The following is a 16,336-nucleotide window of genomic DNA, read 5'->3' on the forward strand; positions in this document are numbered from 1 at the left end:
GAAAAGTTAGACTGATCTATTTTACAGCTTCAATTTTTAATACCACACTGGTTCTACCCGAATTTACATCAGGATTAAACCCAACTTTAGTCAAGAAATCACCAGAGTAAACCTGATCGCTTTTTATGGTAGATTTTGTGCCTGGATAAAGGTTGATCTCCTGAATCCTATAATTCCTCGAAGGATCTAATCCTTTTAATGGAATTGGTAAACTGCTGTTTGCACCATACCTGTTGTTAACCAGGTAATTGAAAATCACACCCGAGGATTTATCTTCAGTTAGGTATAACATGGAAGCCACATTCGAAGTCCTTGGGTCTGATAAGCGGTATTGATCTCCCTGCCAAATGGTTGTTTTTAAGCCATCATAGTTTTTAATGGCCTCCTGACAAAATTTAAGGTCATTCTCGGGCAGTTTGCTCACTACAATATCAAAACCCAATTTACCCATCATGGCCACATCCGTACGGAATTTTATCGGCTGTTTACCCCAATCCGTCACATGATTAGAACTGGCTATGGCAGGATAAAAATAGGAGTATTCCCATTGCATAAAAACACGTTCCAGTGGATCGGTATTGTCACTAGGCCAGAATTCTGTGAAATATTGTAAGGCTCCATAATCGACCCTTCCGCCACCACCAGAACAGAGCATCATCGGTACCTTTGGATATTTGGCCCTGATTCTCTCTAATACTTTATATAGACCTCGGACATACTCAATATAAAAATGGTCCTGGTTTTTAAGTGTTGCAGAATGGGCATTGTAAATTACCGCATTGCAATCCCATTTGATGTACGCAAGCTCCGGATTTTTTGTAAACAAATCATCCACCACACCATACACGAAATCCTGAACTTTTGGATTGCTTAAGTCTAGTGCCAACTGATTTCTGAAATAATGTTCTGCCCTTTTTGGTTGCTTAACTACCCAATCCGGGTGTTGCTCATAAAGCTCACTTTTCGGATTTACCATTTCTGGCTCTATCCAAATTCCAAATTTCACCTGATTCTGTTTGGCTTCTCTTACCAATGAAGAAATTCCATTCGGCAGTTTCTTTTTATTCTCCTGCCAATCCCCTAAACCAGCAACATCGCCATTACGAGGATATTTGTTGGCAAACCAGCCATCGTCTAGTAAAAATAACTCCACACCTAGTTTCTTGGTGTCCTTTAATAGGTCGGCCAACTTGTTTTCATTGAAGTCAAAATAAGTAGCTTCCCAGTTGTTAAGCAAGGTTAACCGATTTCCTTTTCCATCCAGCAACTTGTAATTTCTAGCCCAGTTGTGCAGATTCCTGCTGGCTACACCTTTTCCCTGAGTGGAAAGCGTATACAAAAATACAGGTGTAACAAATTCCTCATTTGCTTTTAAAGTGTAAGGGGAGGCATAGTTGTTTATTCCTGAAATGATACGCAGGTTATCCTGATAATCTACCTCCAGATCTGTGCGGAAATTCCCACTATAGGCCAAGCTCCCAAACAATACGGTGCCTTCATCTTCCGTTGCTGGCTTATTTAAGGAAACCATAAATACCGGAGGTTGAAAAAGATCCGCACGCGTGCCTAATTTGGAATCTAAGGTTTTAATGCCATGGCTAAGCTTCGATTCTTCAGGCTGCATTTCCATAGCCCAGTCACCATGATACTGGTTTAAATAGAAGTTACCACCTTTTAAATATAAATTGGCGGAAGCATACTTATGTAAGGTAACGTTGCCTTTTTCCCCGTGACTAATGGTCGACCATTGTTCTATGACGTCCTCCTTAAAGTAAATTTTATAATGAAGGGTAACCTTGAAATCATAAACCGGATCTTTTAAAAAGATATTCAGTAAGGAGACATTATCACTGAGGGTTTTCAACTCATGACTCACATAAGTCAAGTCCAGCGAGTTATTGCCATCTGCATGGGTAACCGTTATCGCAGGTTCTAATAAATTCCTTGAGCCGGAAGGTGTATATACAGCATTCAATACTCCGGTGTAATCGGGGCTCTGTTTAGACTGAGCTGGTACTTGTGCATATTCTTGTGGCCTGGCTAGTTTCTTTCCAAAGTAAATGGTACCAAGGTGGTTATCTTTGTCGGTCTGAAAAACCAAGGCATTGTGCTGTGTTTCTATAGGTATAGTTAGCGATTGTGCTATTGATTTAGAAGTAAAACACAGGGATGTAGCGAGTACTAAAGAATAGGACAGGGCTCTGGTCTTCAATCGGATTTTAAACATTGTAAATTTGGTTGTAAGGAGGATTTATTGGAACTAAATATATGTAGTTCCAATAAATTATCAGGAAAAAATATCGAATAACTTAAGCCTGAGTTCTTCGATAGCCCAACTCTGCTCCACCACTAACCGCAAGGGTAGTCCCGGTGATGAACCTTGCTTGATGGGAAAGTAAAAATACACAGGCATCAGCAATGGCATCTCCCTCCGGACAATAGCCCAGCGGATGGATGTCATCCAGGTATTTTTCTATCGCATGTGCATTGGGTTGCTCTTGACTCCAATCACGTAACATAGGCGTCCATACGCCTGCAGGCATCACTGCATTGACGCGGATTTTATCTTTTGCATAATCCAATGCCATGGATTTGGTTAAGGCGTTCATGCCTCCTTTGGTGGCAGTATAAGCGGCATGGTTCTCCTGTCCGATTTCTCCAACCAGACTGCTGGTGTTGAGGATACAGCCCTTGCTTTCTTGCAAGGCTTTAAATCCAAAACGCGTGGTCAACAGCACGCTTTTCAAATTTACATTCATCAAGTGATCCCATTCTTCATCACTGGTTTCATGGAGCGGTTTAGAAGGAGAAGCAATGCCTGCATTGTTATGGATGGCGTCAATTCTGCCATACCTCTCCAGGGTTTTTTGCATCGCTTTTTCTACTTGTAAAGCATTGGAAACGTCACAGGTGATTCCCAAATGTTTACTGCCCAATAGGTCAATCGCAACTGCAATCGGAGCAGCAACATTTGCGGCGATGACCACAATAGCGCCTTCTTTTGAATAGGCTTTAGCGCATTCCAGACCAATGCCCATAGATCCTCCGCTGAGGAAAATAACTTTATCGGATAATAATTGCATATAATTTTTGCGCTTAATTTGTATGGAATACTTCTTCCATATGGGTCCATATTTCGTTCTTTGCTGCTGCTTCCGGGAGTGGCTGCTGACAAGGGTCGGTTTCCTTCCACCAACGTTGGGTAGTCGGATCCGCCGCCATCTTTTTCATATCTCCATCAAAGTCCACTCCTGTATATTCGAAATAGCTAAACAGGTAATAGTCGCCCTTTATTTTTTGGAGATAAATGGAGTAGTTCTCAATATGACAGTCCTTGATTTTTTTCAAAACCTCTGGCCATGCATTTGCATGTAATGCTTTGTACGCAGCTAGTTTATCTGCTTTTAACCCGGTTACCGAAGCAAAGCGTCTGACCGGTTTAGTTTCTCTTTGGCAAGCAGAAAGGAATAACCCTGCGAGCAATACTAGGATGATCTTTAATTTCATGTTTCTACCTGAAAATATAATATAATACACCGGTCACCGCGAGCAGGATTGCTGACAATAATTTGTAATTCCCGATGCCTTTCCATGCCGGTCCTTGTAAAGGTTCCCAAGGTGTTTTCCAGTACAATTTGGAACTTTCTGCAGTATGCTGAACCGGGTACACATAAGAAAAAACGACCTGAATCAAGACGCAGGTACAGAACAGGTAAAAGGCCATCATCATGAAGGGAATATGCCCAATCAAAGAAGCCGGGAAAAGTTTGTTAATGGCAAATACAATGACACCCAGACTGGAGCCAATCCAAAGGGTGAGTTTTGCCGATGTTGCAGAAGCTCCTTTCCAAAATACACCCAATAAAAATACACAGGTAATTGGTGGCGCAATGTGGGCAATAATGTCATTGATGCCGCTAAATATACTCTCATATCTGTTGAGTAAAGGCAACAATCCAAGGGAGAAGACCAACGCAATTCCAGCAGCAATCTTTCCTACCCGAATCAGTTGTTTGTCTGTGGCAGCAGGTTTGTAACGCTGGTACATATCGTAGCTGACCATGGTGGATATGGAGTTTAGCGCACCAGAGACCTGACTCATCAAGCCGGATAATAAAGCGGCCACCAATACACCTACCAATCCGGAAGGTAACAACTGGGTAATCATCAAGGTATAAATCCCTTTGGAGTTCACATTTCCTTTGTCGTCCAAACCCAGACTACTGATGTCCAGGTGTCCGGATTTCGAAAGCGTATAAGCGAAAAGTCCAGGCAATACAAAGATGAAAACAGGTAATAATTTAATGAATCCACAGAATAATGGGCCAACCCGGGCATGGTTTTCATCTTTTGCACCGAGTACCCGTTGTACGATGGTTTGATCGGCACACCAATACCAGATGCCCAATATCGGATAGCCTAAAAATACCGTATACCAGGGCATTCCACTACGGTCGCCATGCGGGCGCAACATGGAAAGCTTGTCCATCTCCTGGTTTTCTTTAAGGACGGCAGTCATCTGTTCCCAACCACCCATCTTATGAAAAGCGGCATAGCTGATGATGAAAGCCCCCGAAAGGAGCACCACGGTTTGAATAGATTCTGTAACCACCACCGCTTTCAATCCGCCTACAATTGTATAAGTGGCGGTAATGACACAGATTACAATAATGCTCAGGTACATGTTTAATCCAAAGAGTGTTTTGAGTACAATACCTCCAGCCAGCATAGAAAATGCAATGTGGATGATGATGGCAGAAACCACAGAGATGATGGCCAGCCAGTCTCTACTGGATCGGTCATAACGCTTCTCCAAAAAATCGGGTAGGGTAGCCACTCCTGATTTGATGTAAAATGGTACAAAAAATAAGGATAGCAAAATGAGGGTAAATGCAGCCATCCATTCAAAATTGCCATTCAGCAAACCACTGTCAAAACCACTCTGTGCCAGACTAACGAGGTGCACGGTGGAAATGTTCGTGGCAAATAAGGCCAGTCCGATTGCAGGCCATTTTAAGGTCTTGCCAGCCAGAAAATATTCGCCGGCAGCGTTGTCCTTACTTTTTCGGCGATGCCGGATTCCGGCCCATAAGCCGATAGCCAGAATACCAAGGATGTATAAAATGCTAATGCCTAAGTCTAGAGAATTTAACATATGATTTTCCGGATTAATTCAATGATTTTAAATCGCAGCTACTTCCAGGCTCCATCGGTGTCTGATATACACCCGATTGAATTTTAACCGGATGAACAAAATGAGGCTGTAAATGTGGGATGTGCTCCAGAAATAAGGCTTCGTGCCCCATAGAAATGTGGTTAAACAAAACCAGGTGTTGATGCAATTGCCCCATGTCGCCAACATGTGGTACGACAGGGATATTGAATTTGCGACACAACAAACTCACCGTTATAAATTCACTCACACCACCTACGCGAACGGCATCAACCTGCATAAAACCCGCAGATCCAGTTTGTAAATAATTCTTAAAGATGATGCGGTTGGGTACATGTTCTCCCAAAGCAAGCTTTGTTGGGGCAATTGCCTTCGCCAAAGTCGCATGGGCAAGCACATCATCAGGATGGGTAGGTTCCTCAATCCAGTAAGGGTTCATACTTTGCAGCGAGCTACAGATTTTAATCGCTTGTGGCAAGGTCCATTGTTGGTTGGCATCCAGCATGACTTTAATATCTGCTCCAGCCACTTCACGGACAATATGCGCCCTTCTGATGTCGCGCTCCGGGTCAGTGCTGCCTACTTTGAGCTTCATGGCGGTAAAGCCCTCCGCTACAGCTTTTTTACAGTTCTCACGGACTTTCTCATCCGGATAGTTGAACCAGCCAATAGAAGTGTCGTATCCAGGATATCCGGCTTCAATGATACCAAGGCGTTCCGATTTGCTGTTGATATTGCTTTGCAATAGGGCCAAGGCTTGCTCCCGGGTCAGTTCATCTTCCAGGTAGGAAAGGTCAAGGGTATTCAGGATTTCCTGAGCAGATAAGTCCGTCAGGAGTTTCCACAAAGGAACACCTCTTTTTTTTGCCCATAAATCATAACAGGCATTGGTTACGGAGGCCAGCGCCAGGTGGACGACGCCTTTATGTGGACCTAGCCAGCGGAATTGTTGCTCATTAGAAAACTGATGGAAAACAGCACCAAAATTGGCCATTAATTCTTCAATATCTTTTCCTTTCAGCTGTTCCGCATAAAAAGCAGCAGCTTTACAAACCAGGTCATTCCCTTCCCCCAGTGTAAAGGCAAAGCCGGTTCCCACAAGGCCACTGTCGTCAAGGAGATTGGTGACCGCATAAGAGTAAATGGGATCGCGATGAATGGCATCACTGCCAGCACCTTTACCCAAGGGAAATCTGGCATCATTAATTTGTATTTTGGTAATCATGGTTTAGGCTTTGGTTTAGGAAAGCCTAAATTATTGCCTTTATCCTCAGGGAACAATGAATTATTCTTTGGTTTTCATGGATTATTAGCCGATTTAACTTTTATACTGCTTTCTGTATTGTGATGGGGTCGTGTTTGTCACCACTTTAAATTGTTTGCTAAAGTTTGCCCAGCTGTTATATCCACTAGAATAACATATTTCTAAAACAGGTCGCTCGGTCTCTCTCAGGAGCTTACAGGCCTGTCCAATTCGCAGCTCCTTGATGAAATCAAAATAACTTTTCTTGATGTTCCGTTTAAAGAAACGACAAAATGCAGGAACAGACATGCGTGTAACGCCAGCGATCTCATTTAAGGAGATGGGATTTAGAAAATGCTTGAAGGAATAGTCGATGATGGTTTCAATAACCGAATTTTCTTCCTTGCTATTCATTGTGCCAGAAGCTATGGTCAGCACTTTTTGTTCTGTTGATACACTGATTTTCTGCAAACAGTTCAATAAGAGCAATACCCGTTCAATGCCTTGGGCATATTCCAGTTGTTTGATGAGCAAGGCGATCTCTTTAGCGAGGCCAGCTCGAAATTGAATACCTGTATTCTTGTCTGCCAATAACCGCGTCACATTTTTAATTTCTGGTAAGGATAAAAATCCTGCTCCCATAAAGTCTGTTAAAAAATGAATAACAATGGCACTTCCAATTGTTTTTACATTCGACTTTCTAAACCAGTGTGGTACGTTTGGATTGAGTAAAAACACATCCCCAGGTTGATATTCTCCAATATAATCGCCAATCAGTGCAGTACCATTTCCTTCCGTGATGAGAATTAATTCACATTCCAGGTGCTTGTGCCAGGCCGTTTCAAAATTTGGCGTGGTGTAAGTCCGACAAGCAAAAGAGTGATGCTCTTCAACATAAATTTTCTGAATTAATGTTTTCATTAAGCTGATTTTTTGCGTTATTCAACTGCTATTATCACCTAAAGTAGTGCTATTTAAGTGAATTATTGATCAGATAGCGTATTTTTTATCATAAATAACAGTTGAACGGGGTTCTTGTAATTCGGTAGATTTAAAATTCAACGAAACACACCAAATGTAATTGTATGAATGAAACTCTAATCACTGCGGATTATGGATACTAATACTTATGACGCAATTGTAGTGGGCTCTGGTATCAGCGGCGGCTGGGCAGCAAAAGAACTTTGTGAAAAAGGCTTAAAAGTATTGATGTTAGAGCGCGGTGGCCCTTATGATCATATTAAAGATTATAAGACTGCCCATAAAAAGCCTTGGGAAATGGAACATCGAGGTCGTACTACCCAAGAACAGAAAAGGAATTATCCGGTGATCCATCGCGGTTGGGCGGCATCTGAAGCGGTTATGGACGGCTGGGCAAATGAACAGGATTGCCCTTACACCGAGACCAAACCTTTCACCTGGTGGCGCAGTTACCGAATGGGTGGCCGTTCCATATTATGGGGCAGACAGTCTTACCGTTGGAGTCAGATGGATTTTGAAGCCAATGAAAAAGATAACGTCGCGATTCCCTGGCCCATCGGTTATGATGACCTCGCACCATGGTATGATCATGTAGAGAAATTTGCCGGAATCAGCGGCTCCATTGAAGGCCTTGCTCAATTGCCTGATGGTCAGTTTTTGCCACCCATGGAACTGAATTGTGTGGAAAAGGACATGGCGCAAAGAATAAAAAAAGAATACCAGGAGAAAAGACATTTAATCATTGGGAGGGTGGCCAACCTGACCGCAGCAATTCCCGGAAGAACCAAATGCCAGTTTAGAAACCGATGTTGGGAAGGATGTCCATTTGGCGGATATTTTAGTACCCAATCTTCCACGTTACCTGCAGCCATGAAAACCGGAAACTTAACTGTACGTCCTTATTCTTTAGTAAAGGAGGTTTTGTACGATAAGGATTCTAAAAAAGCAACAGGGGTGGAGGTGCTGGATACAGAAACAAACCAAACCCAGGAGTTTAAAAGCAAAATTGTTTTTCTATGTGCGTCGACCTTAAATACGGCCTGGATTCTGATGAATTCCGCTACGGATGTTTGGCCTGATGGCTTAGGAAGTAGCAGTGGCGAATTGGGACACAATATCATGGACCACCACTACAACATTGGCGCTTCCGGAACAGTAGAAGGTTTTGAAGATAAATATGTTTATGGTAGGAGAGCCAACGGGTTCTACATTCCAAGGTTTGTGAATTTAGGCGGCGATAAAAGAGATTACTTACGCGGTTTTGGATATCAGGGTGGCGCAAGCAGACAAGGATGGAGCGGTGATGTTGCCGAACTGAATATTGGTGGAGAATTTAAAGATAAGATGACCGAACCGGGTAAATGGACAATTGGAGCCACAGGCTTTGGGGAAATCCTTCCTTACCACGAAAATAAAGTCACGCTGGATAAAGTAGTGAAAGACAAATGGGGACTCCCGGTTTTAAATATGGATGCGGAAATGAAAGAGAATGAGCTGAAAATGCGCAAAGATATGAAAGAAGAGATGCGGGCGATGTTGGAAGCAACAGGTGTGAAAAATATAAGTACCTATGACGGAGGTCATGCCCTGGGGCATGGGATTCATGAGATGGGAACCGCAAGAATGGGTAAAGATCCTAAAACCTCTGTTTTGAACAAATGGAATCAGGTGTGGGATTGTATGAATGTATTTGTCACTGATGGTGCTTGCATGACTTCTTCCGCTTGTCAGAATCCTTCCTTAACTTATATGGCTTTAACGGCAAGAGCAGTCGATTATGCCGTAAATGAACTAAAGAAAAACAACATCTAAGCTTAAACTTTATAGACCTTAACCCCATAAAACCATGAAAAAAATAGTCCTTTTCCTCTGCTTTCTTTCCGCTTCGCTACTCATCCGAGCCGCAAGCCCTCAATCTAAAAAGCCAGCTATCCTGGTGTTTTCTAAAACGCAGGGATTTAGACATAGTGCAATAGGTGTTGGAAAGCTTGCCATAATGAAGTTAGGAAAGGAAAACGGCTTCCTCGTAGATACCACTGAAAATGCAGCTTATTTTACCCCAGAGGTATTAAAGAAGTACGCCGCAGTGGTTTTCTTATCTACTACCGGTAATATATTGGATGCTGCTCAAAAAGCAAGTTTTGAAAAGTATATCCAGTCTGGCGGTGGATTTGTTGGCGTTCATGCGGCAACAGATACAGAGTATGGTTGGCCTTGGTATGGAAATCTGGTAGGCGCTTATTTTGTTAGTCACCCGGCACAGCAGGAAGCTACACTAAATGTCGTAGACCGCGGTAATATCTCTACAAAACACCTCCCGGAAGTTTGGAAACGTAAAGATGAATGGTACAATTTCAAAAATATCAATAAAGATCTTAAGGTCCTGATTACCATTGATGAGAAATCTTATACTGGTGGTATTAACGGGGATTTTCATCCCATGGCATGGTATCACAATTATGATGGAGGAAGGTCCTGGTATACCGAATTGGGGCATACAGAAGCATCCTATACGGATGAGAATTATCTTAAACATTTATTGGGCGGTATTCAATATGCCATCCATAAGAAATAACTAAAAATGAGCACAAACGAATTTTCAAGACGACATTTTTTAAAGCAAACCATGATGTTATCGGCTGTGGCAGCGCTAAGTCCTGGCATACTCATGGGAATGAATAAGGGTGATATTAAATTTGCCAATCCTAATGAAAGGGTAAATCTGGCTTGTATAGGAATAGGAAATCGAGGAGGCGAAATTATAGCAGATTTATATAAAACAGGACTCGTTAATATTGTTGCTTTATGTGACGTAGACATGGGCGCCGCTCAAACACTGGCTATTTTAAAGCAATTTCCTGATGTTCCTCGTTTTCAGGATTTCAGGAAGATGTTTGATAAAATGGGTAATCAGATAGATGCGGTTACAGTTGGGGTACCTGATTTTTCACATTTTCCAATCACCATGATGGCCATGGGTTTAGGAAAACATGTGTACGTTGAGAAACCAATGGCGCGTACTTTTAATGAAGTAGAATTGATGATGAAAGCAGCTAAGAAATACCCTAAGGTGGTTACGCAAATGGGTAACCAGGGGCATTCAGAAGCTAATTATTTTCAATTTAAAGCATGGAAGGAGGCAGGGCTCATTAAAGACGTGACCTCGATAACGGCCCATATGAATTCTCCAAGACGTTGGCATGGTTGGGATACAAAGATGAGCTCCTTCCCAGCTGCGGAGACCTTGCCAAGCTCCCTGGATTGGGATATTTGGCAAATGGCTACAACTGGACACAACTACAACAAGGATTTCGTTAACGGACAATGGCGTTGCTGGTTTGACTTTGGCATGGGGGCTCTTGGAGATTGGGGTGCACATATTCTGGACACTTCACACGAATTTCTTGACCTGGGTTTGCCCTACCAGATTAACCCGGTTTTAACTGGGCACAACGATTTATTTTATCCAACAGCGACTACCTTAACCTTCAAATTCCCAAAGAGAGGGGATATGCCAGCCTTGGACGTCAACTGGTACGATGGCATAAATAATTTACCACCAATTCCAAAAGGATATGGTGTCTCAGGTTTGGATCCGAATATCCCAGCACCAAGTACCGGAGCCATAGCGCCTGCAAAATTAAACCCGGGAAAGATCATCTACAGCAAAGAACTGACCTTTAAAGGAGGCTCTCATGGCAGTACATTGTCCATTATTCCAGCAGACAAAGCGATGGCTCTGGCAAGCTCATTGCCAGAGGTACCCTTAAGTCCTTCTAATCATTTTAAGAATTTTCTTCAGGCTTGTAAAGGAGAAGAGAAAACCAGGTCGCCATTTGCTATTGCCGGTCCGCTTAGTCAGGTCTTCTGTTTGGGGGTTCTCGCTCAGAAATTAAATACCAACCTTGAATTTGACCGGAAGAAAAAGGTCGTTACCAATCATAAAGTTGCGAATGCTTTACTGGTTGGCCCGCCACCACGCAAAGGCTGGGAGCAATATTACAAGGTATAACGAGGTTGCTTCTATATTCCTCTCATTTAAAAACCCAGCGATGTTAAGACCTGCTACAGGAAAACATCGCTGGGTTTCTTAAACTTTGATTAAAAATACGGAAGCCTATTCTTCTAAAGACTTAAAGGAAGTTCAGCTTTTCCTCTTCCATATCCAGGAATTTTAAATGTTTTCGTATGATTTCTTCATTGAGTGTTTTTTCCTCCAGGTTTTTCTGATGAAGCCATTCTCTTTGTTGATTGAGCAGGTCAAGATAGATCAGTTTACATTCTTCAGCCATCAATTCATTATCGGTAATGGCTGCATTTTGTTCCCATTTACGGGCAATTTGTTGTAAGGCAGGTTGCTGTTTTAATTGCGCAGCGTAATGGGCATTTAGATGAGATAAGGCATGTACTGCCAATTGCTTCTTGATGGTATGATAGGCCTCCTCTTCAGATAAGCTCTCGTCAAGGTTAGGGACTTGCAGTTTTCTAATTAGATAAGGTAAAGTTAAGCCTTGAACAACCAAGGTTAAAAGGATCACAATAAACGTAATGAAAAGGATCAGATTCCGCTGTGGAAATGGACTTCCATCTGATAAATGTACCGGAATGGATAATGCTGCCGCAAGGGAGACCACACCACGCATACCTGTCCAGCCAAGAATAAGGGGAACTTTATAACCAGGGTTTCTGGTATCCGCTACGGTGATGAAGTTCCGGGCAATGAGGGTAATCAGTACTGCCCCATAAGCCGATAGTATCCGGCCAACAATGAGTACAACTGTAATTAATACGCCATAACCAATTGCTGATGAGGTGCTGACGCCTTCAAGACCTGCCGTAATTTGTGGTAAGTCTAAACCAATCAACATAAACACCAATCCATTCAATACAAAGCAAAAGCTTTCCCAGACATTAACCCCACGTAATCTGGAAGTGCTGCTGAGAAAGAGATGCCTTTTGTTCGATAGCAATAAGCCACCACTCACCACCGCCAATACCCCAGAGCTATGAACCTCCTCCGCAGCGAGGTACATAATATATGGTGTTACGATAGTCAATATCACATCCATATTGGTGTCAGTGGGCAGATATTTATGTGCTTTCATGAAGATCCAGCCAACGAGCAAACCAATGCCTACGCCAGCAATTAACATCCAGCTGAAGCTCAACGCCGCCTCGTACCATACAAACTGTCCGGTGGCTACCGCGATCAAGGCGAAACGGAAAATAATGAGGGAGGAGGCGTCATTTAATAAACTCTCACCCTCTAATATGGATGACATTCGCTTCGGAACCTTCACAAATTTTAAGATGGCCCCGGCACTTACCGCATCTGGTGGCGATACGATTCCTCCCAATAAAAAGCCCAATACCAATGAAAATCCAGGAATAAAATGATTGGCCACAAAGGCGACCGACATGGCGGTAAGAAAGACAACCACAAAGGCGAAACTGGTAATAATGCGTCGCCATCGCCACAATTCTTTCCAGGAAATACCCCATGCCGCTTCATAAAGCAGGGGAGGTAAGAAGATCAGGAAAATAAGCTCCGGATCAATATGCATGGCAGGAATTCCCGGAATAAAGCTGATGATTAATCCAGCTATAACCAGAAGAACCGGGTAGGCGACTTTTATTTTGTTTGCCAACATGATCAGCAAAACAATCGCAATAATTAAACTCAGGTAAAAGGGAAAGTGCTCTAACATCAATTCGCGGTTATACCCTACAATTTAATCTGATTTTCGTTCAAATACAAGTGCGAAGATCTTTATAAATTATCATCAGCATCCCAGCATGAAATGCTTATGATAAATCATTTGGGTTATTTTCCGACTCTTTTTTGCAGATGCTCAGGATATCGCGCACCAACAATTTGTATTTGTTGAGCGGCCTGTTCTATTTGTTGTAAATCAGCACTGCTCAGAACCACTTCTGTAGCCCCGATGTTTTCTTCCAGGCGATGTAATTTCGTCGTTCCTGGAATGGGAACGATCCATGGTTTTTGTGCCCAAAGCCATGCCAATGCAATTTGTGCAGGTGTCGCATTTTTCTCTCCGGCAATGGTATTCATTAAATCTACCATCACCTGATTGGCCTTACGGGCTTCAGCAGAAAATCTTGGGACAATATTTCGGAAGTCAGTTTTGTCAAATTCTGTATTTTCATTGATCTTTCCGGTAAGGAAGCCTTTACCCAATGGACTGAATGGCACAAAGCCAATCCCCAACTCTGCTAATGCAGGCAGCAGTTCTTGTTCCGGTTCTCTCCACCAAAGGGAATATTCACTTTGTAACGCAGTAACCGGCTGTACCGCATGGGCGCTACGAATGCTTTGTACACTGGCTTCAGATAGGCCGAAATGTTTCACTTTACCTTCTTTAATCAATTCTTTTACCGTTTCGGCAACCACTTCCATGGGTACATTTGGATCTACACGATGCTGATAAAATAAGTCAATAGCGTCCACATTTAATCTTTTTAAAGAAGCTTCTGCAACGGCCCTGATTCTCCCCGGACTGCTATCCAATCCTTTTTTTGAATCACCATCTTTAAATCCAAATTTTGTAGCGATAACTACCTGATTCCGAAATGGGGCCAAGGCCTCGCCAAGGAGTTCTTCGTTGGTAAATGGCCCATAACATTCAGCCGTATCAAAAAAGGTAATGCCCTTTTCAACCGCTGCATGTAGCAAAGCCGTCATTTCTTTGATATCATGTGCAGGGCCGTAGCCAAAGCTCATGCCCATACAACCAAGCCCCATCTCAGATACCTGTAAGCCTTGAGTTCCTAAAGTTCTATTTTTCATAATAGCTATATTTTAATCCCTAAGTTTAAGAACCAAATTTATACAATCGAAAAGCCGGAGATTCATTTCCAGGGTCAAATCAGTAATCATGGTAAGAGATGCCGTAATCTGTATCACTGTTCGCCCATTAATTCTTCATTTTTGTCAGCCGGTCTGGACTTAATATGGTAATCGTACTTCCCGTTTTTTCAAGTAATCCTTCCGATTTAAAGTCTGATAGCGTTCGGCTTACAGTTTCTGAAGCCATGCAAGAAAGTGCAGACAAGTCTTCCCTGGTGACCTCAAAATTAGGCGCAAATTTCACATGTTTGTGGTATAGCCTCATTAAAACCTCAGCCATTCTTTTTCTGACAGAATGGTAGGCAAACTGAAGTAACTGCTCTTCTTTATCGCGATTGTCCTGAGCTAAAAGTTGTATGAATTCTTTAGCTATTCCCGGATGGCTGTTCAGGAGGGTTTCCATATGTTCTTTAGGAACCAGACAGATGGAACTATTCTCTAATGCCGAAGCCGTGTCAGGAAAAGGCTGATTGGACAACATAGAGTTGATTCCAAAGTAATTGCCGGCTAAGAAAATCCCGGTAATCAGCTCATGGCCATCTTCATCTGTTTTTACCGTTTTTACCGCCCCCGATAAAACGAAATAAAGTCCGGATCCCGGATCCCCTTCATAATAAATAACCTGCTTCTTTTTATAAAGCCTGCTTTTATAGTTTTTAAGGTTGTTCTGCAAGTCCGAAATATAGTCTTTGCCCGAATTGTTGTTATAAATGGATTTTATGGAGTCCATGAGTGCAAACTGCTGGAGCTCCCTTCTTCTAATTCGTCCCTCCACCGCTTTCAATAAATCAACCTCTTCAAAAGGTTTGATCAGATAGTCATCTGCACCCATCTCCATTCCCTTACGGAAATCAATCTGATCACGCTTTCCGGTTAAGAATATAAATGAGATTCCTGAGGTTTTTGGATTTCGGCTGAGTATAAGTAAAACGCCATAACCATCAAGATCTGGCATGTCAATGTTGCAGAGAATCACATCGGGTGTATGTTGAATGGCCAGATCAATTCCTTGACGCCCATTTTCCGCCTCAAAAACCGTGTAACTGGCCAATTCTAATATTTCAACAATACCTTTTCTAATGTCCTTGTTGTCTTCTATAACCACTATTTTTCTACTCATTGGATTAAATATAAAATGGTTGAATAAAAAGGGTGGGAGGATTACTACAAGTTACCAAAAATTTAGCGAAATAATGATATATATCACTTTTTAAACACGATTTACATCACTTCGGTTGCGGCAAAGGATGATTAACTTAGTTTGGATTTATAATCAATAAATATATTGATTAACATGAGGTTATTCAATTCAAATCGCCAGCAATTTTTGAAGGAAACCGGAAGTATATCCAGGTTTGCTGGGAAATTCTTTTCCTTAAGCCTAAAGCCAGGGCTGGATTTTAATGAATTGTTGCTGCAGTGTTACACGATAGGGTATAAATCACTTCCTCTGGTGGGTCTAACCGGTTTTATTATGGGACTGGTTCTCACTATGCAGCTCAGACCATCCTTATTGCTTTATGGTGTAGAATCGCAATTGCCAGTGATGGTTGGTGTGGCAGTGGTACGCGAGATTGGGCCCGTCATCACCGCATTGATTTTTGCTGGAAAAATAGCCAGCAGTATGGGGGCGGAGCTAGGCTCTATGAAAGTGACTGAACAGATAGATGCAATGGAGGTAAGCGGGATTAATCCTTTTAGATATTTGATCTATATCAGAATACTGGCAGCTACCCTAATGCTCCCTGTACTGACCATCCTTGGGGATGTCATTTCATTACTCGGCGCTTATATTGGGGTCAATATCAATTCGGTAACCAGCTTGAACTTATTCTTTACGCAGATATTTAGGAATCTGAGTATGGGCGATGTGATACCCGCAATGATCAAAACTTTTTTCTTTGGATTTGCCATTGGGCTTATTGGTTGTTACAAGGGGTTTAATTCCAATAAAGGAACTCAAGGGGTTGGAAGTGCTGCAAACTCCGCTGTGGTATTGTCATCCGTGCTGATTTTTGTGATTGATCTGCTGGCTGTACAGATTACGGATTTACTGGGGCTAAATTAAAGA

The 16,336-nt window shown here is 42.4% G+C and carries 13 protein-coding genes; 4 read left to right on the forward strand and 9 right to left on the reverse strand.

Translation table 11 applies throughout. The features are described from left to right. Window positions 1-16: 16 nt before the first annotated feature. The 6 genes from GM920_RS01205 to GM920_RS01230 form a co-directional block, all read right to left on the reverse strand. Window positions 17-2,227 (reverse strand): alpha-galactosidase, encoded by a 2,211-nt coding sequence (locus tag GM920_RS01205; protein ID WP_182952788.1) that lies wholly within the window; start codon window positions 2,225-2,227, stop codon window positions 17-19. A gap of 82 nt (window positions 2,228-2,309) precedes the next feature. Beyond that, window positions 2,310-3,083, reverse strand: coding sequence for an SDR family NAD(P)-dependent oxidoreductase (locus tag GM920_RS01210; RefSeq protein WP_182952789.1), 774 nt, complete (start codon window positions 3,081-3,083; stop codon window positions 2,310-2,312). 13 nt (window positions 3,084-3,096) lie between these two features. Further along, window positions 3,097-3,507 (reverse strand): L-rhamnose mutarotase, encoded by a 411-nt coding sequence (locus tag GM920_RS01215; protein ID WP_182952790.1) that lies wholly within the window; start codon window positions 3,505-3,507, stop codon window positions 3,097-3,099. A gap of 4 nt (window positions 3,508-3,511) precedes the next feature. Continuing rightward, window positions 3,512-5,155 (reverse strand): sodium:solute symporter, encoded by a 1,644-nt coding sequence (locus GM920_RS01220; protein ID WP_182952791.1) that lies wholly within the window; start codon window positions 5,153-5,155, stop codon window positions 3,512-3,514. A 13-nt stretch (window positions 5,156-5,168) separates the two neighbouring features. Further along, window positions 5,169-6,398 carry an enolase C-terminal domain-like protein gene (locus GM920_RS01225; RefSeq protein ID WP_182952792.1) on the reverse strand — a complete coding sequence of 410 codons (1,230 nt, stop codon included), beginning with the start codon at window positions 6,396-6,398 and terminating at the stop codon, window positions 5,169-5,171. 93 nt (window positions 6,399-6,491) lie between these two features. Further along, window positions 6,492-7,337, reverse strand: a complete 846-nt coding sequence (locus GM920_RS01230) for an AraC family transcriptional regulator (protein WP_182952793.1) — start codon at window positions 7,335-7,337, stop codon at window positions 6,492-6,494. A 192-nt stretch (window positions 7,338-7,529) separates the two neighbouring features. Between GM920_RS01230 and GM920_RS01235 the strand changes: the two genes are divergently transcribed. From GM920_RS01235 to GM920_RS01245, 3 genes are read left to right on the forward strand one after another with little or no spacing between them, the layout of a single operon-like run. Then, window positions 7,530-9,209, forward strand: a complete 1,680-nt coding sequence (locus GM920_RS01235) for a GMC oxidoreductase (protein ID WP_182952794.1) — start codon at window positions 7,530-7,532, stop codon at window positions 9,207-9,209. A gap of 34 nt (window positions 9,210-9,243) precedes the next feature. Beyond that, a complete protein-coding gene (locus GM920_RS01240) occupies window positions 9,244-9,972 on the forward strand; it encodes a ThuA domain-containing protein (RefSeq protein ID WP_182952795.1) in 729 nt (242 codons plus the stop codon). A 6-nt stretch (window positions 9,973-9,978) separates the two neighbouring features. Then, window positions 9,979-11,409: a Gfo/Idh/MocA family protein gene (locus GM920_RS01245; protein WP_182952796.1), complete on the forward strand. Its 1,431-nt coding sequence runs from the start codon at window positions 9,979-9,981 to the stop codon at window positions 11,407-11,409. A gap of 121 nt (window positions 11,410-11,530) precedes the next feature. Here the strand turns inward: GM920_RS01245 and GM920_RS01250 are convergent, their stop codons facing one another. The 3 genes from GM920_RS01250 to GM920_RS01260 all read right to left on the reverse strand — a co-directional run bounded on the left by GM920_RS01250 (window position 11,531) and on the right by GM920_RS01260 (window position 15,385). Then, window positions 11,531-13,105 (reverse strand): Na+/H+ antiporter, encoded by a 1,575-nt coding sequence (locus tag GM920_RS01250; RefSeq protein WP_182952797.1) that lies wholly within the window; start codon window positions 13,103-13,105, stop codon window positions 11,531-11,533. A gap of 116 nt (window positions 13,106-13,221) precedes the next feature. Beyond that, on the reverse strand, window positions 13,222-14,205 hold the full coding sequence (locus tag GM920_RS01255; protein WP_182952798.1) for an aldo/keto reductase: 984 nt from the start codon (window positions 14,203-14,205) through the stop codon (window positions 13,222-13,224). 127 nt (window positions 14,206-14,332) lie between these two features. Next, window positions 14,333-15,385 (reverse strand): response regulator, encoded by a 1,053-nt coding sequence (locus tag GM920_RS01260; RefSeq protein ID WP_182952799.1) that lies wholly within the window; start codon window positions 15,383-15,385, stop codon window positions 14,333-14,335. A gap of 174 nt (window positions 15,386-15,559) precedes the next feature. Here GM920_RS01260 and GM920_RS01265 point away from each other — a divergent pair, with 174 nt between their 5' ends. After that, complete coding sequence (locus tag GM920_RS01265; RefSeq protein ID WP_182952800.1) at window positions 15,560-16,333, forward strand: MlaE family ABC transporter permease; 774 nt, start codon at window positions 15,560-15,562, stop codon at window positions 16,331-16,333. Window positions 16,334-16,336 lie beyond the last annotated feature (3 nt).

The sequence above is a fragment of the Pedobacter gandavensis genome (assembly GCF_014172405.1).
Lineage (GTDB): Bacteria > Bacteroidota > Bacteroidia > Sphingobacteriales > Sphingobacteriaceae > Pedobacter > Pedobacter gandavensis.